The organism is Litoribacter ruber (assembly GCF_018500185.1).
Taxonomy (GTDB): Bacteria; Bacteroidota; Bacteroidia; order Cytophagales; family Cyclobacteriaceae; genus Litoribacter; species Litoribacter ruber.
Genome location: NZ_JAHBGI010000007.1, coordinates 28,949 through 45,915, shown reverse-complemented (window position 1 = coordinate 45,915; position 16,967 = coordinate 28,949). Strand labels below are relative to the sequence as shown.

The 16,967-nt window shown below is 43.8% G+C and carries 18 protein-coding genes and 1 other RNA gene; 13 read left to right on the top strand and 6 right to left on the bottom strand.

Annotated elements, in window-relative coordinates; translation table 11 throughout:
• Positions 1 to 63 precede the first annotated feature (63 nt).
• The 5 genes from KIH41_RS11255 to tsf all read left to right on the top strand — a co-directional run bounded on the left by KIH41_RS11255 (position 64) and on the right by tsf (position 3,690).
• The gene (locus KIH41_RS11255; RefSeq protein WP_213945842.1) at positions 64 to 777 is read left to right on the top strand and encodes an RluA family pseudouridine synthase; all 714 of its coding nucleotides are present in this window, start codon (positions 64 to 66) and stop codon (positions 775 to 777) included.
• Between the two features lie 145 nt (positions 778 to 922).
• Positions 923 to 1,366: a 50S ribosomal protein L13 gene (gene rplM / locus KIH41_RS11250; protein ID WP_143962008.1), complete on the top strand. Its 444-nt coding sequence runs from the start codon at positions 923 to 925 to the stop codon at positions 1,364 to 1,366.
• Positions 1,367 to 1,377: 11 nt separating this feature from the next.
• Positions 1,378 to 1,764, top strand: coding sequence for a 30S ribosomal protein S9 (gene rpsI / locus KIH41_RS11245; protein ID WP_213945843.1), 387 nt, complete (start codon positions 1,378 to 1,380; stop codon positions 1,762 to 1,764).
• Between the two features lie 48 nt (positions 1,765 to 1,812).
• Positions 1,813 to 2,574 carry a 30S ribosomal protein S2 gene (rpsB, locus tag KIH41_RS11240; RefSeq protein WP_213945844.1) on the top strand — a complete coding sequence of 254 codons (762 nt, stop codon included), beginning with the start codon at positions 1,813 to 1,815 and terminating at the stop codon, positions 2,572 to 2,574.
• A 291-nt stretch (positions 2,575 to 2,865) separates the two neighbouring features.
• Entirely contained in the window at positions 2,866 to 3,690 is an 825-nt protein-coding gene (tsf, locus tag KIH41_RS11235) for a translation elongation factor Ts (RefSeq protein ID WP_214162440.1), read from the top strand.
• Positions 3,691 to 3,924: 234 nt separating this feature from the next.
• On the opposite strand, the gene KIH41_RS11230 is transcribed toward tsf, so the two are convergent.
• Entirely contained in the window at positions 3,925 to 4,218 is a 294-nt protein-coding gene (locus KIH41_RS11230; protein WP_213945846.1) for a nucleotidyltransferase family protein, read from the bottom strand.
• Between the two features lie 186 nt (positions 4,219 to 4,404).
• Entirely contained in the window at positions 4,405 to 5,058 is a 654-nt protein-coding gene (locus tag KIH41_RS11225) for a DUF6266 family protein (RefSeq protein WP_214162439.1), read from the bottom strand.
• A 459-nt stretch (positions 5,059 to 5,517) separates the two neighbouring features.
• Here KIH41_RS11225 and KIH41_RS11220 point away from each other — a divergent pair, with 459 nt between their 5' ends.
• The 3 genes from KIH41_RS11220 (at position 5,518) to KIH41_RS11210 (ending at position 7,666) form a co-directional block, all read left to right on the top strand.
• Positions 5,518 to 5,826: a nucleotidyltransferase family protein gene (locus tag KIH41_RS11220; protein WP_213945848.1), complete on the top strand. Its 309-nt coding sequence runs from the start codon at positions 5,518 to 5,520 to the stop codon at positions 5,824 to 5,826.
• The gene (locus tag KIH41_RS11215) at positions 5,816 to 6,121 is read left to right on the top strand and encodes a HepT-like ribonuclease domain-containing protein (protein ID WP_214162438.1); all 306 of its coding nucleotides are present in this window, start codon (positions 5,816 to 5,818) and stop codon (positions 6,119 to 6,121) included. The genes KIH41_RS11220 and KIH41_RS11215 overlap by 11 nt, the downstream gene beginning before the upstream one ends.
• Positions 6,122 to 6,448: 327 nt before the next feature.
• Positions 6,449 to 7,666 carry a dicarboxylate/amino acid:cation symporter gene (locus tag KIH41_RS11210; RefSeq protein WP_214162437.1) on the top strand — a complete coding sequence of 406 codons (1,218 nt, stop codon included), beginning with the start codon at positions 6,449 to 6,451 and terminating at the stop codon, positions 7,664 to 7,666.
• 217 nt (positions 7,667 to 7,883) lie between these two features.
• On the opposite strand, the gene KIH41_RS11205 is transcribed toward KIH41_RS11210, so the two are convergent.
• On the bottom strand, positions 7,884 to 9,173 hold the full coding sequence (locus KIH41_RS11205; protein WP_214162436.1) for an aminopeptidase P N-terminal domain-containing protein: 1,290 nt from the start codon (positions 9,171 to 9,173) through the stop codon (positions 7,884 to 7,886).
• Between the two features lie 162 nt (positions 9,174 to 9,335).
• Here KIH41_RS11205 and KIH41_RS11200 point away from each other — a divergent pair, with 162 nt between their 5' ends.
• From KIH41_RS11200 to KIH41_RS11185, 4 genes are all read left to right on the top strand, one after another.
• On the top strand, positions 9,336 to 10,565 hold the full coding sequence (locus tag KIH41_RS11200; protein WP_214162435.1) for a M16 family metallopeptidase: 1,230 nt from the start codon (positions 9,336 to 9,338) through the stop codon (positions 10,563 to 10,565).
• Between the two features lie 7 nt (positions 10,566 to 10,572).
• The gene (locus KIH41_RS11195) at positions 10,573 to 11,217 is read left to right on the top strand and encodes an O-methyltransferase (RefSeq protein ID WP_214162434.1); all 645 of its coding nucleotides are present in this window, start codon (positions 10,573 to 10,575) and stop codon (positions 11,215 to 11,217) included.
• 4 nt (positions 11,218 to 11,221) lie between these two features.
• On the top strand, positions 11,222 to 12,799 hold the full coding sequence (locus tag KIH41_RS11190; protein ID WP_214162433.1) for a LysM peptidoglycan-binding domain-containing protein: 1,578 nt from the start codon (positions 11,222 to 11,224) through the stop codon (positions 12,797 to 12,799).
• Positions 12,800 to 12,887: 88 nt separating this feature from the next.
• Positions 12,888 to 13,838: a DUF3078 domain-containing protein gene (locus tag KIH41_RS11185; protein WP_213945893.1), complete on the top strand. Its 951-nt coding sequence runs from the start codon at positions 12,888 to 12,890 to the stop codon at positions 13,836 to 13,838.
• Positions 13,839 to 13,844: 6 nt separating this feature from the next.
• Here the strand turns inward: KIH41_RS11185 and KIH41_RS11180 are convergent, their stop codons facing one another.
• The 3 genes from KIH41_RS11180 to KIH41_RS11170 all read right to left on the bottom strand — a co-directional run bounded on the left by KIH41_RS11180 (position 13,845) and on the right by KIH41_RS11170 (position 16,429).
• Positions 13,845 to 14,336 carry a DNA polymerase III subunit gamma/tau gene (locus KIH41_RS11180; RefSeq protein ID WP_246539091.1) on the bottom strand — a complete coding sequence of 164 codons (492 nt, stop codon included), beginning with the start codon at positions 14,334 to 14,336 and terminating at the stop codon, positions 13,845 to 13,847.
• 68 nt (positions 14,337 to 14,404) lie between these two features.
• A complete protein-coding gene (locus tag KIH41_RS11175; RefSeq protein ID WP_214162432.1) occupies positions 14,405 to 15,550 on the bottom strand; it encodes a DNA polymerase III subunit gamma/tau in 1,146 nt (381 codons plus the stop codon).
• A 90-nt stretch (positions 15,551 to 15,640) separates the two neighbouring features.
• Positions 15,641 to 16,429, bottom strand: a complete 789-nt coding sequence (locus KIH41_RS11170; protein WP_246539089.1) for a DUF481 domain-containing protein — start codon at positions 16,427 to 16,429, stop codon at positions 15,641 to 15,643.
• Positions 16,430 to 16,553: 124 nt separating this feature from the next.
• On the opposite strand from KIH41_RS11170, the gene ssrA reads away from it, so the two are divergent.
• Positions 16,554 to 16,960: a transfer-messenger RNA gene (ssrA, locus tag KIH41_RS11165) on the top strand.
• Positions 16,961 to 16,967: the final 7 nt, after the last annotated feature.

The window sequence follows — 16,967 nt, the reverse complement described above, 5'->3', positions numbered from 1 at the left end:
AATATTTTGATTCCAATTCTTTTAAGCTTAATTTTGCGCCTTAATTGGAATGGCGCGAGCTGCATGAAGAAAATAGATTTTGAGGACCTTATCCTGTTTGAAAACGCTGATTATATTATAATCAACAAGCCTCCCTATCTATCGACCTTAGACGATAGACATGAAGCGCAAAACATCCTGCATTTGGCCAAGATGTACACCCCTGATGCCCAGGTGTGTCATCGATTAGACAAGGAAACTTCGGGATGCCTGGTAATAGCCAAAAACCAGGAGGCTTACAGAAACATTGCGATACAGTTTGAAAACAGGAAAGTCGACAAAATCTACCATGCCGTGGCAGAGGGCATACATGAGTATGAAAACCTACTCGTGGACCGCAATCTGGTTGCCACCAATAAAGGAATCGCCAAGATAAATAAGGAAGGCAAGCAGGCCACCACTTATTTCAACACCCTAAAGACCTACTATGCCCACACCTTAATTGAGTGCAGGCCGGTCACCGGGAGACTCCATCAGATCAGGGTGCATCTTGCCCATCTGAAGAGCCCGATTTGTGGTGATGAAACATATGGGGGCAAGAACCTTTATCTTTCAGATCTGAAAAGGCGATTCAATCTTAAAAAAGGCACCGATGAGCTTCCAATCATGCAGAGAGTGTCCTTACATGCGTACGCCATTGGGTTTGATGGCACAGACGGCACCCGAATAGAGGTGACGGCCCCCTACCCCAAGGATTTCGCAGTATTGGTCAAGCAGTTGGAAAAAACCGCCCGATAGAACTGATGGCTTTTTTTAGCTATTTCGGTGAAAATTAGGCAGTAAACTTCCAATTCTTTTGCATTAGAATTGAAAAGCTTCTATCTTTGTGTCCCTTTTTGAGGGAAAAATGTATTTAACAAGCTAATTATTAAACATTTACACAGTGGATACTTTAAGTTATAAGACCATATCGGCAAACGACGCTACTGTACAGAAAGGCTGGATCGTAGTGGATGCCCAGTCCCAAGTACTTGGTAGATTTGCAAGTGAGGTAGCAAAAATCTTGAGAGGTAAGCACAAACCAAACTTTACCCCTCACGTAGACTGCGGCGACAATGTGATTGTCATCAATGCAGACAAAGTTAGACTAACCGGAAGAAAGTGGAACGAGAAAGTATACGTTCGTCACACTGGCTATCCAGGAGGTCAGCGTATTGCTACTCCAAAGATGTTGATGGAGAAATCTCCAATCATCTTAGTAGAAAAAGCAGTAAGAGGTATGTTGCCTAAAAACAGATTGGGCAGAAAGCTTTACGGCAACCTGCACGTGTATGCCGGAAGCGAGCACCCTCATGAAGCGCAACAACCTAAAGAAGTTAAATTTTAATTCTGCACCTAATGGAAGTTATCAATACAATCGGTAGAAGAAAAACGTCTGTAGCAAGAATTTACATGCAGCCGGGTAAAGGCGAGATCACTGTCAACAACAGAGCTCTAGAAGTTTACTTCCCTTTCGACCTGCATCAAATTGTTGTAAAGCAGCCTCTTGCTCTAGTAAACGAGAACGACGCTTATGACATCAAAATCACCGTAGACGGTGGTGGTATCAAAGGCCAGGCTGAAGCAGTACGTATGGCTATCTCCAGAGCCCTATGCCAATTCAACGAAGAGCACAGAAGCCCGTTGAAAAAAGAAGGTTTCCTTACTCGTGACCCTAGAATGGTAGAACGTAAGAAGCCAGGAAGAAGAAAAGCAAGAAGAAGATTCCAGTTCTCCAAGCGTTAATCCGGGAGCTTTTTCAAACATATATTTTAAGATACATATATATCAATAATGGCTAATATAGAATATAAAGACTTACTGGATGCTGGTGTTCACTTTGGACACTTAACAAGAAAGTGGGATCCTAGAATGGCGCCATACATCTTCATGGAGAAGAATGGTATCCATATCATAGACCTTAACAAAACGCTCGTTTGCCTTGATGAAGCATCCAACGCAATCAAGCAGATCGTAAGATCAGGAAAGAAAATCATGTTCGTTGCTACCAAAAAGCAGGCGAAAGACTTAGTAGCTGAAGAAGCAAAAAGACTCAACATGCCATTCATCACCGAAAGATGGTTGGGCGGTATGATGACCAACTTTGCTACTATCCGTAAGTCTTTGAAGAAGATGTCTACCATCGACAAAATGACGAAGGAAGACTCTTATAAAAACCTGGCTAAGAAGGAGCGTTTGATGATCTCCAGACAAAGAGAAAAGCTTGAAAACGTATTGGGCGGTATCGCTGACCTTACCCGTCTTCCTGCAGCCCTTTTTGTAGTGGACATCAAAAGAGAACACATCGCTATCTCAGAAGCAAAAAAGCTTGGTATCCCTGTATTCGCATTGGTAGATACAAACTCCAACCCTAACGAGGTGGATTTCCCTATCCCAGCCAATGACGATGCGTATAAATCCATCTCTTTGCTAGTGAAAGCTATCGGTTCTGCAATCGAAGAAGGTCTATCTGAAAGAAAGAAAGACAAAGACGATTCTAAACTTGCCGAAGAAGAAGAGGCAAAAAGAGCTGTTGACGCTGACACCAAAGAGTAATCCACTATGATTATTTGATAATGAAAAATTGAACATACGGTAATCATACCTATGTTCAATTTTTCGTTATTGCCCCCTGTGGCGGCCCTGCTCCCATAGGAACAAAAACATAATCCGAATACCGCTTTCTTGCCAAGATATGGCTGACTATTGAAAAGGAGGTTGAAATCTACTTTCAAGCCCTCTTCGGTCTTCGGTCTTCCGTTTTCCTCACTACCAAAAGGAATGTCGGAAAAATGGCAACAAGCGGCCTATATAGAAATTTAATAACACATTTTAACTCCTATAAAAATGGCTATTACTGCACAAGAGGTAAACAAACTAAGACAAATGACCGGAGCCGGTATGATGGACTGTAAGAAGGCCCTTACCGAAGCTGAAGGCGATTTCGACAAAGCTGTAGATATCCTTAGAAAAAAAGGTCAAAAAGTGTCTGCTTCCAGAGCTGACCGTGAAACCAAAGAGGGTGTAGTAGTGACTAAAGTGAGCGGTGAGAAAGGCCTTATCCTTTCTTTGACCTGCGAAACTGACTTTGTTGCTAAAAACGAAGAGTTTGGTACTTTTGCCAATTCTATCGCTGACCTAGCTTCTCAGAACAACGCTTCTACTGTAGAAGAAATCCTTGCCCTTCCCTACGAGTCAATCACTGTAGGTGAGAAAATCATCGAAATGACTGGTAAAATCGGCGAGAAAATCGAAATCAGCAACTACAACATCGTGACCGGTGAAGCAGTAGTACCTTACATCCACTCTAATGGGAAATTAGGTGTATTGGTAGCCTTGAAAAACGTAAACGGTGCTGACGTTGAGGAAGCAGGAAAAGACGTGGCCATGCAAATCGCTGCCATGAACCCTGTTGCTGTTGACAAAGACGGTGTTGATGCTTCTACTGTAGAAAGAGAAATCGAAGTAGGTAAAGACCAAGCAAGACAAGAAGGCAAGCCTGAAGAAATGCTTGAGAAAATCGCCATGGGTAAATTGCAGAAGTTCTACAAAGAAAACACTTTGTTGAGCCAAGCTTTTGTAAAAGACAACAGCAAGACCATCGCTCAATACCTTGACAGCGTATCCAAAGGATTGACCGTAGTAGACTTCAAGAGAATCTCTATCGGATAATTTCCCTTTCGGAAACTTTCATAATCAAAAACCCCGGGCTGTTAAGTCCGGGGTTTTGTTTTTTTGGTTGAGTTTTAAAATAGCCACAAAGACTCTAAGGCGCAAAGAGAGGGATTCCCGTTGTTCCAGGTCTCTGACCTGGAACTCCTGAGTAAGGAGTCTCTGACTCCCTTTAAACTTTAGTGCATTCGTGACAATTTGACCCAGAATTGGACGTGGTATAAAAAAACCAAATCATTTTTCTGCATAAAAAATTTCGTGGATGCTCTCATTAATATGGCCCATAAGTCTAGGAGAAATAGCCTGCTTGGTCAAGAGGTCCACCTTCACACCTAGTACTTCCGTCAATTCCATTTCAGCACCGATGATATCCAAAAGATTTACAGTGCCTTGAAATTCAACCAAAACATCAAGATCACTTCCACTGTGATTTTCATTCCTGGCGCAGGAACCAAAAACACTGATGGATTTAGGGTCCAGCGGTTGCAGCACCCTAATGATAGCATCTCTCTGAGTTTCAGAAATCATCGCATTTTAATTTTACTTATTTAACAGATTACGAGAAAAAATGGTTGGGGCTAATTACATCCTGATTACCTTCAAGTTCTGGTTATTCCAGGTCTCTGACCTGGAACTGCTGAGTTAGGAGTCTCAGACTTCATTATAAATTCGTGCCTTCGTGGCTTTTACCCCCCCTTTCTCTTTTCTCTTCTTCTATATCATCCCCAAATATTCGCTATTTGAAATCCAGTACCTTTTTTTTCCCGGACTGTACCTACTGAAAGCAATATAGGCATAAGTCTGACCTTGCCACTTGCCGGGATAAGGAAGTTTGAGTTCTTGGGCACCTTCAAGCCTTCCCTTTCCCTCCAAGACATACTCCTGCCAGTTTTCCTTCTCGTGTACCAATGCCACCATCACCCTATCATAAGGTTTGGCTGAGCCCATAAAAGAATTATTTTTCCAGGTAAACAGGACGGTAGCATCATCCTTCCAAACCACTTTGGCTTCCATTGGCCCTTCCAGATTCCCCTTACTTAGCAAGACCCTATGTGGGTCTATCCTATAGGAACTTGTCAATCCAATTATGGCATTGCTTTGGGCATACCCCACAGCCACATTTATCGCAGAGCGCATGCCCAGCACCTCATTCTGAAACCCAAACCGAACTATCGGAGCAAATTTTTTCATAAAAGTTGATGCAACTCCAAATTTGCTTTGATTGATTTTCTGAACCTGGGAGGAAGGTCGCTTCCCTCCACTCTTATTTGGTTTAGCTCTTACGTAACTGACACTATTTACTTTGTAATAAACAAACCCATCGACCTTGCCCTGAAAGCCTGCAGTGAAACCTATATTTTTCCCCATATAAAGTGTTTTAGTTTATTTTGGTTATAGAATAAATACAACCGAAAATAATCTTCCACCCGACCACTTACAAATGAACATGCACTATCCGACACAATTTGCATAAAATTGCACAAATCAGCATCCCATTTCATTACCTCTTCAGTTCCCTTCCGATAAAAATCCGAAGAAAATCCGAAAATCATATGGGATATTACCCAATATTATAATCCTCCACTATTAATATCACTCTTGGTCGTTCCTGACCTCTGACCTGGAATCCTGAGGTAGGAGTCTCTGACTCCATTATACATTCGTGCATTTGTAGCAATTTGACTTTTTTTCATGGCACAGAAACTCGAATCCTGAATATTATTTCAGTTCTCTGACCTGGAACTGCGATTTAGGGAGTCTCTGGCAGCATAATTAATTAGTGCATTCGGCAATTCGGCTTGTCTGGATTCAGAAACCTTTGCCTCTTTGCAAATCATTTTTTCCGGTTTTCGGGGCAACTTTCCGCGTCTACAGGCTACTAGAATCAAAAGGCTGTACGCATTCGGCTCTGCTATTGACCTTGATAAATTTAGGGATAACAGCGATATTGACTTTTTGATTTCTTTTGAAGAGGAGTTAACCCCCGAGGAATATTCAGATAATTACTTTCAACTTCAATACAAGTTGCGGAATCTTTTCAAGCGGGAATTGGATATCGTCACAGAAAGGTCGCTTTCCAATCCATACTTTATTGAGAGTATCAATAAGCATAAAATCCTTCTTTATGAATCCTGATATTAAAAAACATCTCTATGACGTAGAGGTTTCCATAACCTCTATTTATGAATATTTAGGAGAAAAGAAGGATTTTTCAGATTATTTGAGTAACAAGCTTTTGCGCAGGGCTATTGAGAGGGAAATCGAAATTATTGGAGAGGCCATTAATCGAGCACTCAAAATTGACCCAAACTTGCAAATCGAAAATGCAAGGAGAATTGTGGATGCAAGGAATTGGGTAATCCATGGATATGATAAACCAATAAAAATGGATTTATTGCCGTTGTTCCAGTTCTCTGACTTGGAACCCTGAGGTAGAAGTCCCTTACCCCATTTAAGTTCGTGCATATATGGCAATTCCCACCGGGTCAGTAGTCACTGACCCATCCCCCCAATTTGTGGCAGACCATATATTTTTGATCTAATACAAATCAATTTATCTTTATTTTGATTTGATATCAAATCAATTTTTAAATGCCCCAAAGGCCCGAAGACGCAAAGAATTTAGAGTGAAAAAACTCTCTTTGCGCCTTTGCGTCTTAGTGGCTCTCCTGTCTTCCGTCTTTTATCAACTTTTCCTTTCACCCCTCCCCCACTTCCCTTATTTTTACCAATTCAGTAAAAATCAACTCTTGACTTCATGAAGAAAATAGGCTTATTGCCCCGCCTGATCATTGCCATCATCATTGGTATTCTCATCGGTTCCTACCTCCCTGAAATGTTCACCGCCGTCCTGGCGACCTTCAACAACATCTTCGGAAACTTCCTTGGATTTGCCATCCCGCTCATCATCATCGGCTTCATTGTCCCCGGTATCGGAGACCTTGGCAGGGGTGCAGGCAGGACCTTGGCTTTGACCGCCATGCTGGCCTATGGCTTTACGGTTTTTTCAGGACTGTTGACCTTTGGGGTAGGCTCAAATATTTTCAAATACATCCTCACCCCAGGCTCCCTTTCCATCGGCAACGTGGATAATCCGGAGCACTCGTTGGTCGAACCGCTCTTTGTGGTGGAAATGGCCCCAGTTATGGGTGTGATGACCGCCTTGCTGATTGCCTTTACCCTGGGAATCGGTATTGCCGCTATTGAGGGAAATGGACTCAAAAAAGCCATGAATGAATTCCAGCAGATCATCACCAAGATGATCACGGCCATCATCATCCCGCTGCTGCCTTTCCATGTGATGGGGATATTCGCCAACATGGCCTTTGCAGGACAGGTAGGCGAGATCATGGGCGTGTTTTTCAAAGTCTTTATCGTCATCATCCTATTGCAGTTTACGGTTATTGTTTCCCAATACCTCATAGCAGGCACCGTCTCCAGAAAGAATCCTTTTTCCATGATCAGAAACATGATGACCGCCTATTTCACCGCCTTGGGAACGCAGTCCTCTGCCGCCACCATTCCGGTAACTTTGGAGCAATCGAAAAAGAATGGGGTAAGGGGGTTTGTGGCTGATTTTGTGGTGCCGCTTTGTGCGACTATCCACCTATCAGGTTCCACCATCACCATCACCGCTTGCGCCCTGGCCATCATGGTGGTCAATGGCATGGATGTGCAAATGATGGACTTCCTACCGTTTATTCTTGCTTTGGGCGTGACGATGATTGCAGCCCCGGGCGTACCAGGTGGTGCGGTAATGGCAGCCTTGGGCTTGCTGCAGACCATGCTCGGCTTCAATGACGTATTGATTTCCCTCATGATCGCCCTCTACCTGGCCCAGGACAGCTTCGGCACGGCCACCAACATCACAGGCGACGGGGCGATTGCTGTCATCATGGACAAGCTGACAAAGAAGGAGAAACAAGAGGCTGTGACGGCGTATAACAAAGGGACACGGAGTTTCGCGGAGTTTTAAATGGAGTTCCACAGAGCTGCTTCGCGGATAAAAAAGTTTAAAAATAAATTTAGACCCATTTCTTATTTTTTAAAATTAAAGAAGCCGAACAAAAACTTTGTGCGACTTCTTTTTTACTTAAAGGACTTTGTAGCCCAATTTGTTTAAGATGTGGATTCTGTGAAACTCTTTTCTAAACTCAGTGAAACTCCTCTGTGTCCCTTTAAAGTCCTAAATCCTACTTATTCATCAAACCCTCGATCTCTTCAGCTTCTATCGGGATGTTGCGCATGAGGTCAAAGAAACCATCTTCCTCAATCACGATGTCATTTTCTAAACGTATACCTAATCCTTCTTCTTGGATATAAATCCCAGGCTCTACGGTGAAGACCATTCCCGGACGGATAGGTTCATACATGGTACCTACATCGTGCACATCCAAACCGATATGATGGCTGGTGCCATGCATGAAATACTTTTTATAGAGAGGCTGCTTGGGATCCTGGTTTTTGACATCATTCCTATCCAGCAAGCCAAGGCCTATCAGTTCACTTTCCATGATCCGCCCCACCTCTTTGTGGTATTCCTGGATATTGGTTCCTGGCCTTAAAATATCAAAAGCCCCCCTTTGAACCCTCAGCACGGCATCATATACCTCACGCTGTCTTTTGGTAAACCTGCCATTTACCGGAATCGTACGGCTCATGTCAGCATTGTAATTGCCATATTCCGCACCGACATCGAAAAGAATAAGGTCACCTTCATTGCATGGGCGGCTATTTTCAATGTAATGCAACACGCAGGCATTGGCTCCTGAAGCAATAATGGGGGTATAGGCAAATCCACGGCTTCCATTGCGCAGGAATTCATGCATGTATTCAGCCTCAATTTCGTATTCCATCACTCCAGGTTTCACAAAGCTTAGCACCCTTCGGAAAGCCTTCTCCGTAATGTCACAAGCAACTTGCATCTGTGTGATTTCAAGATCCTCTTTTATCGCCCTCAATTGATGCATCAAAGGGGCTGCCCTGTGGTAATGGTGTAGGGGGTATTTTTCCCTGATTGCCTTCATCTGCCTAGCATCCCTGCTCTCCACCTGTGCGTCTGCCCGAAGATGTTCATTGGTATTGAGATAGATGTTTTCAGAAAGAGCAGCCAAAGTATTTACCACTCCATCAAAATTCTGAACCCATTGGATATTTTTAATCCCTGAGGCCTCAAAGGCTTCTTCCTTGGTGTATTTATGGCCTTCCCAAATGGCGATATGTTCGTTTGTCTCTCGGATAAACAGGATTTCCCTCATATCCTCATTTGGAAAATCAGGACAGATTACCAATACCGTTTCTTCTTGATCAATACCCGAAAGGTAAAGCAGGTCGTTATTTTGCCTAAAAGGCATCGTGCCATCCGCATTGGTGGGCATAATATCGTTGGAATGGAAGATAGCCAGGGAATTGGGCTTAAGCAAATCGACTAATTTTTCGCGATTGCGTATATATAAAGATTTGTCTAAAGGACGGTATCTCATAAATATTCTGGTTTTAGTTTTTATATTGAATAAAAGATTCCAGATTGACCCAAAAAAGCCTTTCCACATGGCAAAGGCCTAATTTCAATCTAAATTCTAAATTAGAAAATATCCCGCGAAAGTCTGTTATTTTTGTAGATTGATCGTGGTAAGAAGTATAAAATGTCATATAACATAAAAGAATTGCCCAACGGCATCCGGATAGTCCATCAGGAAGTCACCCACACCAGATTGATCCATTGCGGATTTATCTTGGACATCGGAAGCCGGGACGAGACCAAGGAGCAGGAAGGCATTGCGCACTTCTGGGAACATATGGCTTTCAAGGGCACCAAAAAACGTAAGGCTTTTCATATCCTCAACCGCCTGGATTCCGTGGGCGGGGAACTCAATGCGTACACCACCAAGGAGAAAATCTGCTTTTACAGCACCATATTGAAGGAACATTTCAACAAAGCGGCGGAACTGCTCTGCGACATTACTTTCAACAGTGTGTTCCCCGAAAAGCAAATCGAGCGGGAAAGGCATGTGATTTTGGAAGAAATGGCCATGTACCGAGACAGTCCGGAGGACGCCATCCAAGATGACTTTGATGCACAGATTTTCGAAAACCATGCTTTGGGAAGAAATATTTTGGGCCGTGAGGAAACAGTAAGTTCCTTTGCCCAGCAGGATTTCTTTGACTTTCTCTCCTCCAGACTTGATACCTCAAAAATCATCTTTTCGGTGGTGGGAAATATCAGTTTCAGCAAGGTACTTAAACAGGTTGAAAAATATCTGTTGGAAATTCCGATCAAAAAAAGGCTTTATATAAGGAGTTCTTTTTCATCCTATAAGCCCACTGTGAAAACTATTGAGAAGGACATCTCCCAATCCCTTTGTGCGATAGGAAAGCCCTCTCTAGACCTTTACCATAAGGACCGGTTTAAGCTGCACCTGTTAAACAACATCCTGGGTGGGCCAAGTATGAACAGCCGGTTGAATTTGGCCCTACGGGAAAAACATGGCTATGTTTATTCAGTGGAAAGCACCTATCAATCCTATACCGACACGGGATTTCTGGGCATCTTTTACGGAACTGAACCTAAGAATGCCAACAAGGCTAAAAAGCTGGTCTTGAAAGAAATGGAAAAGCTGAGAACCCAAAAACTGGGCACCATGCAGCTCCATATGGCCAAAGAACAAGCTATCGGTCAAATGGCCATGGCAGAGGAAAACCATGCAGCGTTGATGCTGGTGTTGGGAAAAACCTTGTTGGACAAAGGCAAAATAGATGACCTGGACACCATATTCGGGATCATCCAACAAACCACCGCTGAACAGCTTCAGGACCTGGCAAACGAACAACTTGCGGCCGAAGAATTCAGCTATCTAACTTATTTACCAAAATAATCAACGAATGGAATTTATAGATCCAGCCCTACTAGCCTATTGTCAGGACCACACTTCACCTGAGGATGATGTTTTGAAGCACATTGATAGGGAAACCCATGCACGGGTAATGATGCCCAGAATGCTTTCCGGCCAATTGCAGGGAAAAACCTTGGAACTTTTCACCAAAATGCTCAATCCCAGCGTTATTCTGGAAATCGGCACCTATACCGGGTATTCGGCAGTGTGTATGGCCAGAGGCTTGTCCCACGGCGGCAAGTTGATTACCTTGGACATCAATGATGAGCTTGAGGAAATGGTAAGGGGCTTTTTTGCCAAAGCTGGACTTACTGAAAAAATTGATTACAGGCTAGGCAATGCGTTGGAGCTTATTCCAGAGCTGGAGGGCTATTTCGATATGGTCTTTATCGATGCCGATAAGATCAATTATGGCAAGTATTATGATTTGGTGATAGACCGCATGAACAAGGGCGGCATTATTTTGGCCGACAATGTTTTATGGTCAGGGAAAATTTTGGGAAATACCGAAAAAAAGATAGATAAGGATACCCAAGCATTAATTGATTTCAATAAAATGGTCCAAGAGGACCCTAGAGTAGAAAACGTACTTTTGCCCATTCGTGACGGCATCATGATGGCCAGAAAACTTTAAGATTATGAGAGTAACACCTTTACTTTTTGCATTGATTCTTTTCAGCCACTTGGCATTCGCCCAAGTCCCTCAGGTCCCAAGGGAAATAAAGTTTGCAGACATGACGCTGCGTCTGAATGCTCATGCCCAGCGGGAGATCCAACAGGACGTGGACGCACTTTATCGGAGCCCCCAGTATTTTCAGATGAAACTGGATCGGGTAAACCTATATATGCCTACCATCGAAAGGGTTTTGAGGGAAGAGGGCGTGCCGATGGATGTGAAATACATGGTGATTCAGGAAAGCAGCCTTATTCCGGACGCTGTTTCTACCTCCAATGCTGTTGGGTTTTGGCAGTTCAAAAAAGGGACTGCCGAGGAGGTTTATTTAAGAGTTGACAACCAAATAGACGAAAGAAAAAACGTGGTGAGCTCCACCAGGGGTGCGGCCCGCTATTTAAAAAAGCACCACGGCCATCTAGATAACTGGATGACCACGGTGGTATCATACTTGATGGGGCTGGGTGGAGCTAAAGGGTACTACGGCACCTCCATGCATGGCAAAAAGGTAGTGGATATAGACAAAAACACCCATTGGTATTTCAAGAAATTCCTTGCCCACAAAATTGCCTTCGAAAACCAGGTAGGCAAACTGGTGAGCAACGGCACTTACCTGGAAGAATTCCGGGTGAATGGCCCCACAGATTTTGGTACCGTAGCAAGACAACTGGGGGTGACAGAAGCCCACCTACGTGAATACAACAAATGGTCGTCAAACGGAAAGATCCCTGGGGACAGGACCTACACAGTGGTGTATGTGAGAGATGGCAGCACCCCTCCCCGACCTGCATTGGCCAGCAATCAGCCACAAACTGACGTGGAAATCTATAGAAATAACCAAAGCGCTTACCCTAGAGTAACTGGAAATACCAGCCGGGCTACACAGCCTGGCCAGATCAAAGTGAATAACATCAAAGCTGTACAGGCCGCCCAGAATTCCAGCATTGAAGCCTTTGCTGACAGGATTGGCAAAAATGAGCGCAAGATCAGACGGGTCAACGACTTGAAGAAGAAAGACAGAATTGAAGCTGGCAGTTATTATTATACCAAAAGAAAAAAAGCAAAAGCCAAACATGCAGAGGAGCACGTGGTGAAAGCCGGGGAAACTTTATGGGAAATCTCCCAGTTGCACGGCATTCGGCTGAATTCCCTGAAGGCTAAAAACAGAATTTATAAAGACAAGGACTTGAGGCCAGGAATGGTTTTAAAACTTCAGGATTACAGAAAAAGGAATGAGGAAATAGAAATGGCCCGGCCATCAACTCCTAAACCACAAAATCCGCCTGCAAGGCAAGTGGCCCAACAGGAAACACAAACAGCCCCAGCTAGGCAAAATACGCCCAGCCAGCCTGCTGCGCAGACTTTTCCGGCCAAGCCGGCAGAATCCCGGACGAACACCACTGTGCACAAAGTAAGTCCTGGTGAAACTCTCTATGCCATCAGCAGAAAGTATGAGGTCACGGTGGACGAATTGAGAAACTGGAATAATCTTGGTGTGGAAAGCATTTTGAGTATTGGACAGGATTTAATCATTAGAAAATAATAACTTTGCCCCGCAAACCAACAATTGAACCTTGACGCGAATAGATCATAAGATTATCGGGAAAGCCTTTGGCATATTGGTTTTCTTTATGCTTTTAGGCACTCAAGCTGTGTGGGGCCAGGATATTAAAGCCGACACGGTTTTTATTGATGGGGACACCTTGATTGTTTTGGGTGATTCCTTGATCATTACCCCCGAGGAAAAGCCAATATATTGGCAACAAGGAGGGAATTTCAACCTTTCCATTCAGCAGGTAAGCCTTACCAATTGGGCGGCGGGGGGACAAAGCTCATTGGCCTTAAACACCGGCCTGACCCTATTTGCCAACTATGAAAAGGACAACCGCATTTGGGACACCAAACTGACGATCAATTACGGTTTCATGCGGCAGTCCGACAGGGCATTTGCAACCAGAAAAACAAACGATAACTTTATTTTTATAAGTAAATACGGTCGGGAACTGACCCCCAAACTTTACCTTTCTACCCAGATAGATGCCCGTACCCAGCTATTAAAGGGTTACCGATATTTTCGGCCAGCTGGCTCTGAAAGAGAGCAAAGAAACGTGATATCCGACCTGCTTAGCCCGGGATACATACAGTCCTCCACCGGTCTTAACTATCAGAAAACCTTCAGGGAAAAAGACAGGTTTTCAGCTATTATCTCTCCCTTTACGGGTCGTTTCACAGTGGTGCTGGATGATTCACTCAGTCGTGCCGGTGCTTTTGGGGTTATTCCTGGGGAGCGGGTCAGAGCTGAGGCTGGTATATCCTTCAGCTCCTCTGCAAATTTGACCCTGATGGAAAACATCAACTGGAAAGCTGACCTCAACCTCTTCTCCAATTATGAAACCTTGGGAAACACCGTGGTAAACTTTAACTCGATCCTTTCCATGAGGGTCAATAGGTATATCACTACCAGAATAGAGACCGTTTTGATCTATGATGAAAATGTATTTATAGAAATGGAGGACGGCACCTCGTCGAGGGCCATTCAGCTACAAAACCTGATTAACTTCGGGATAGGGATTGATTTTTAGGTCATCTTAAAAATCCGTTTCCAGACCGAACCTTTTCTGCAGCTCTTTGAGGGCAGGAGATTTTTCCCGCAGGTAATTAAGCTTGTCCGTAGAGGTATAAAGCTTGGATCCTGAGCTCACGGCGTCTTCCTTGATTACCGAAAACACATCCACTTTATAATTTTCCAGCCTCTTTCTCAAAAGACCGGTCAACTCCGGCTTTACCTTCTGAAAAATGTCATTTTGGAGATCTCCGCTCAGCAAAAAGGTCACTTCCTCATCTACAAGCTCAATGGGCTGCCTGAGCACTGCCACTTCCATGGATTTCCCGCTTTGCTTGAATTCCTCAATGATATCATTGATCACGCCCTGCAAGGTGGGTTTATCAAATGGATTTCGAAGATTTGCAGTCTCCTGAACGGCCGTCTGGGTTTTGGTGGTTTTCACCTCAACGGGTCGGTCTTTGATGGACTGTTTGACAGCCGATAAACTTGTAGGAATGGCAATAGTTTTCTTCACCGGTATTTTGTTACCGGAAGACTGGATTTCTGAAGCAGATTTGGTTGGGGCGCTTGGGGCAGACTTACTCAGTCTTTTTTTTTTGCCTCCTCGTGGGCCACTGCTGCTAGGTTGATCGCCTGTGGCAATTTGGCCAGCTTCATCAAAGCCAGCTCTACGTGCAAGCGTTGGTTTTTGCTTGACTTATAATGAATATCACACTGATTCAACACATTCAAGGCAGAAAGAATAAAAGAAAGGTTTGAAGCCTCACTTTGCTGCACATAGCGCTCTTGGGCACTTTCAGATACTTGGAGTAAGGATACCGTAGCGGGGTCTTTACACACCATCAAATTCCTGAAATGCTCACTCAGCCCCACAATGAAATTGTGTCCATCGAATCCTTTTTTCAAGATCTCATTGAAAATAAGGAGGGTTTCTGAAATGCTCTCATTCAGCAAAGCATCCGTCACCTTGAAATAATAATCGTAATCAAGGATGTGGAGATTGTCGATGGTCTCCTGATAAGTCAGCTTGTTGCCTGCTGAATACGTTACGATCAGGTCAAAAATGGAAAGGGCATCCCTTAATGCTCCATCCGCCTTTGTGGCAATCAGCCTCAAGGCCTCATCTTCATAATCGATGGATTCTTCGGATGCGATGTATTTAAGGTGTTCGCCAATATCATGTATTTGAATCCTGTTGAAGTCAAAGATTTGGCAACGGGACAGAATGGTAGGGATGATCTTATGCTTTTCCGTAGTAGCCAGAATAAAAATGGCATACTTTGGTGGCTCTTCCAGGGTTTTCAAAAACGCATTGAAAGCCGCCGTGGAAAGCATGTGAACCTCATCAATGATGTAGATTTTATAATTCCCTTTTTGGGGTGCGTATCTCACCTGCTCGACAAGGTTACGGATATCTTCCACCGAGTTGTTGGAGGCCGCATCAAGCTCATGAACATTGAACGAGGCGCTGGAATTGAAGGCCTTGCAGGAATCACATTCATTGCAGGCTTCAAAGTCGGAAGTAATGTTTTCGCAGTTGATGGTTTTAGCCAAAATACGGGCACAAGTAGTCTTACCCACCCCTCTAGGGCCACAAAACAAAAAAGCTTGCGCTAAATGGTTGTTTTTAATGGCGTTTTTGAGAGTGGTCGTGATGTGCTGTTGTCCGACTACACTTTTGAAATTGGAAGGCCTATATTTTCTGGCAGAAACTACGAAATTTTCCATCACCGCAAGATATAAAATTATTCTAACACAGGGAGCAAAGAATTTCAAATTCCTTCCCTTCTACTTTTATATTACTGATTATCTGAGTGTTTAAAAATCCAAAGACAATCCTGTCCTGAAGGAGAAGATCACATTTGTAATGGGGATGATAGGCCTGTCTTCGTAGGAGATATCAAATGAATTGGTGAAGGATAATTTGTCGGTAAACTTCGTATTCAAGATGGTGGAGCTACTCACGCGGTTCCTCAATCGGCTAATCGTCTGGTCATAGCCCACCTGATAGTAATTCACCGTGTTGATGTCAACATATTGATTGATGGTGTAGCGTAAAGAAACGTAATTGGAGCTTTTTACAAAGTCCACCTCCACAAATTGCTCTGTCTCGGGATGCTGCCAACGTTCGTATTCGTAAAGCGCACCAATTCCTAGGGTTAAGGTCAACCTATTGGAATCCACCAACCTGTTCCGGATCCCTCCACCGAAGACCCAGCGCGGATCAAGCCTACGGAAATTATCAAACGAATATTGGGCATAGGTTTCATAATTCAACTTGCGGTCACGATACCAGTTGACCCGCCCGTGCAGAAACCCAAAATTCAAAAAATCAGAATCATTAATTCTTAGGTAATCGAATTTTGAAACTAGTATGGTCGCATGCTTCGAGGGGTAATAGATTGCATTAACGTCCAAATTATAACCAAAAAGGTTGACTGGTTCATCAGCGGCGGCACTCCGATTAAAGACATTCAACCCAAAGGTGGTCTTTACCATAAAGGAGCGGGCGGTGTCTTTCTCCATCCGCAGTCGTTCGATATTCAATATTTGGGCATTTGCAAAAAGGGGACAAAGAAATAAAAATAGTAAAATGGCTTTCTTCAAAACAGGCTTGGTTTAGTTTAAAGCGAAATTAACAAACATTGACTTGAGAAAAAAGGCAAGTCCACAGTCCTTTTGACCTTTTATGGGAACATTTATTCCCCTATCTTTGTCTATTATATGATTTGGGGCTGACCGGTTTTGACAGTAGGTGTGAAGATTGGGCTCGCATGCAGGGTGGAGTATGTACGCCCTTGAATAATTCATACAAACTATACTTGGCGAATCTAATTACGCCATGGCTGCCTAATTAATCCCTTAAAAGATTGATTTTGGGCTCTAGGGTTGAGCTCAAGAGAGCTCCCCGGCCATCATCTCGCTGCTTTTCGCCTTGTCGGAGCAGTATATGAGGTGTCGATAAGACAAGACTAGCGGCTATGATGCTATTAAATAGTCGCGAAATTCAATAGCTAAGCACTAGGATAGGTGTGTTGCCCAGCGGTCCGGTGTCGAAAATTCAATAGGCAACTAAGCATGTAGACGGTACGGTGTTTCCCTATCTGGACGCGAGTTCGACTCTCGCCAGCTCCACGGAAATGAA

What these genes read in the sequence shown, in the direction of transcription:
- KIH41_RS11255 (WP_213945842.1), top strand. Translation starts at nt 64, where the DNA reads ATGAAGAAAATAGATTTTGAGGACCTTATCCTGTTTGAAAACGCTGAT.
- rpsI (WP_213945843.1), top strand. Translation starts at nt 1,378, where the DNA reads ATGGAAGTTATCAATACAATCGGTAGAAGAAAAACGTCTGTAGCAAGA.
- rpsB (WP_213945844.1), top strand. Translation starts at nt 1,813, where the DNA reads ATGGCTAATATAGAATATAAAGACTTACTGGATGCTGGTGTTCACTTT.
- tsf (WP_214162440.1), top strand. Translation starts at nt 2,866, where the DNA reads ATGGCTATTACTGCACAAGAGGTAAACAAACTAAGACAAATGACCGGA.
- KIH41_RS11230 (WP_213945846.1), bottom strand. Translation starts at nt 4,218, where the DNA reads ATGATTTCTGAAACTCAGAGAGATGCTATCATTAGGGTGCTGCAACCG.
- KIH41_RS11225 (WP_214162439.1), bottom strand. Translation starts at nt 5,058, where the DNA reads ATGGGGAAAAATATAGGTTTCACTGCAGGCTTTCAGGGCAAGGTCGAT.
- KIH41_RS11215 (WP_214162438.1), top strand. Translation starts at nt 5,816, where the DNA reads ATGAATCCTGATATTAAAAAACATCTCTATGACGTAGAGGTTTCCATA.
- KIH41_RS11210 (WP_214162437.1), top strand. Translation starts at nt 6,449, where the DNA reads ATGAAGAAAATAGGCTTATTGCCCCGCCTGATCATTGCCATCATCATT.
- KIH41_RS11205 (WP_214162436.1), bottom strand. Translation starts at nt 9,173, where the DNA reads ATGAGATACCGTCCTTTAGACAAATCTTTATATATACGCAATCGCGAA.
- KIH41_RS11200 (WP_214162435.1), top strand. Translation starts at nt 9,336, where the DNA reads ATGTCATATAACATAAAAGAATTGCCCAACGGCATCCGGATAGTCCAT.
- KIH41_RS11195 (WP_214162434.1), top strand. Translation starts at nt 10,573, where the DNA reads ATGGAATTTATAGATCCAGCCCTACTAGCCTATTGTCAGGACCACACT.
- KIH41_RS11190 (WP_214162433.1), top strand. Translation starts at nt 11,222, where the DNA reads ATGAGAGTAACACCTTTACTTTTTGCATTGATTCTTTTCAGCCACTTG.
- KIH41_RS11185 (WP_213945893.1), top strand. Translation starts at nt 12,888, where the DNA reads ATGCTTTTAGGCACTCAAGCTGTGTGGGGCCAGGATATTAAAGCCGAC.
- KIH41_RS11175 (WP_214162432.1), bottom strand. Translation starts at nt 15,550, where the DNA reads ATGGAAAATTTCGTAGTTTCTGCCAGAAAATATAGGCCTTCCAATTTC.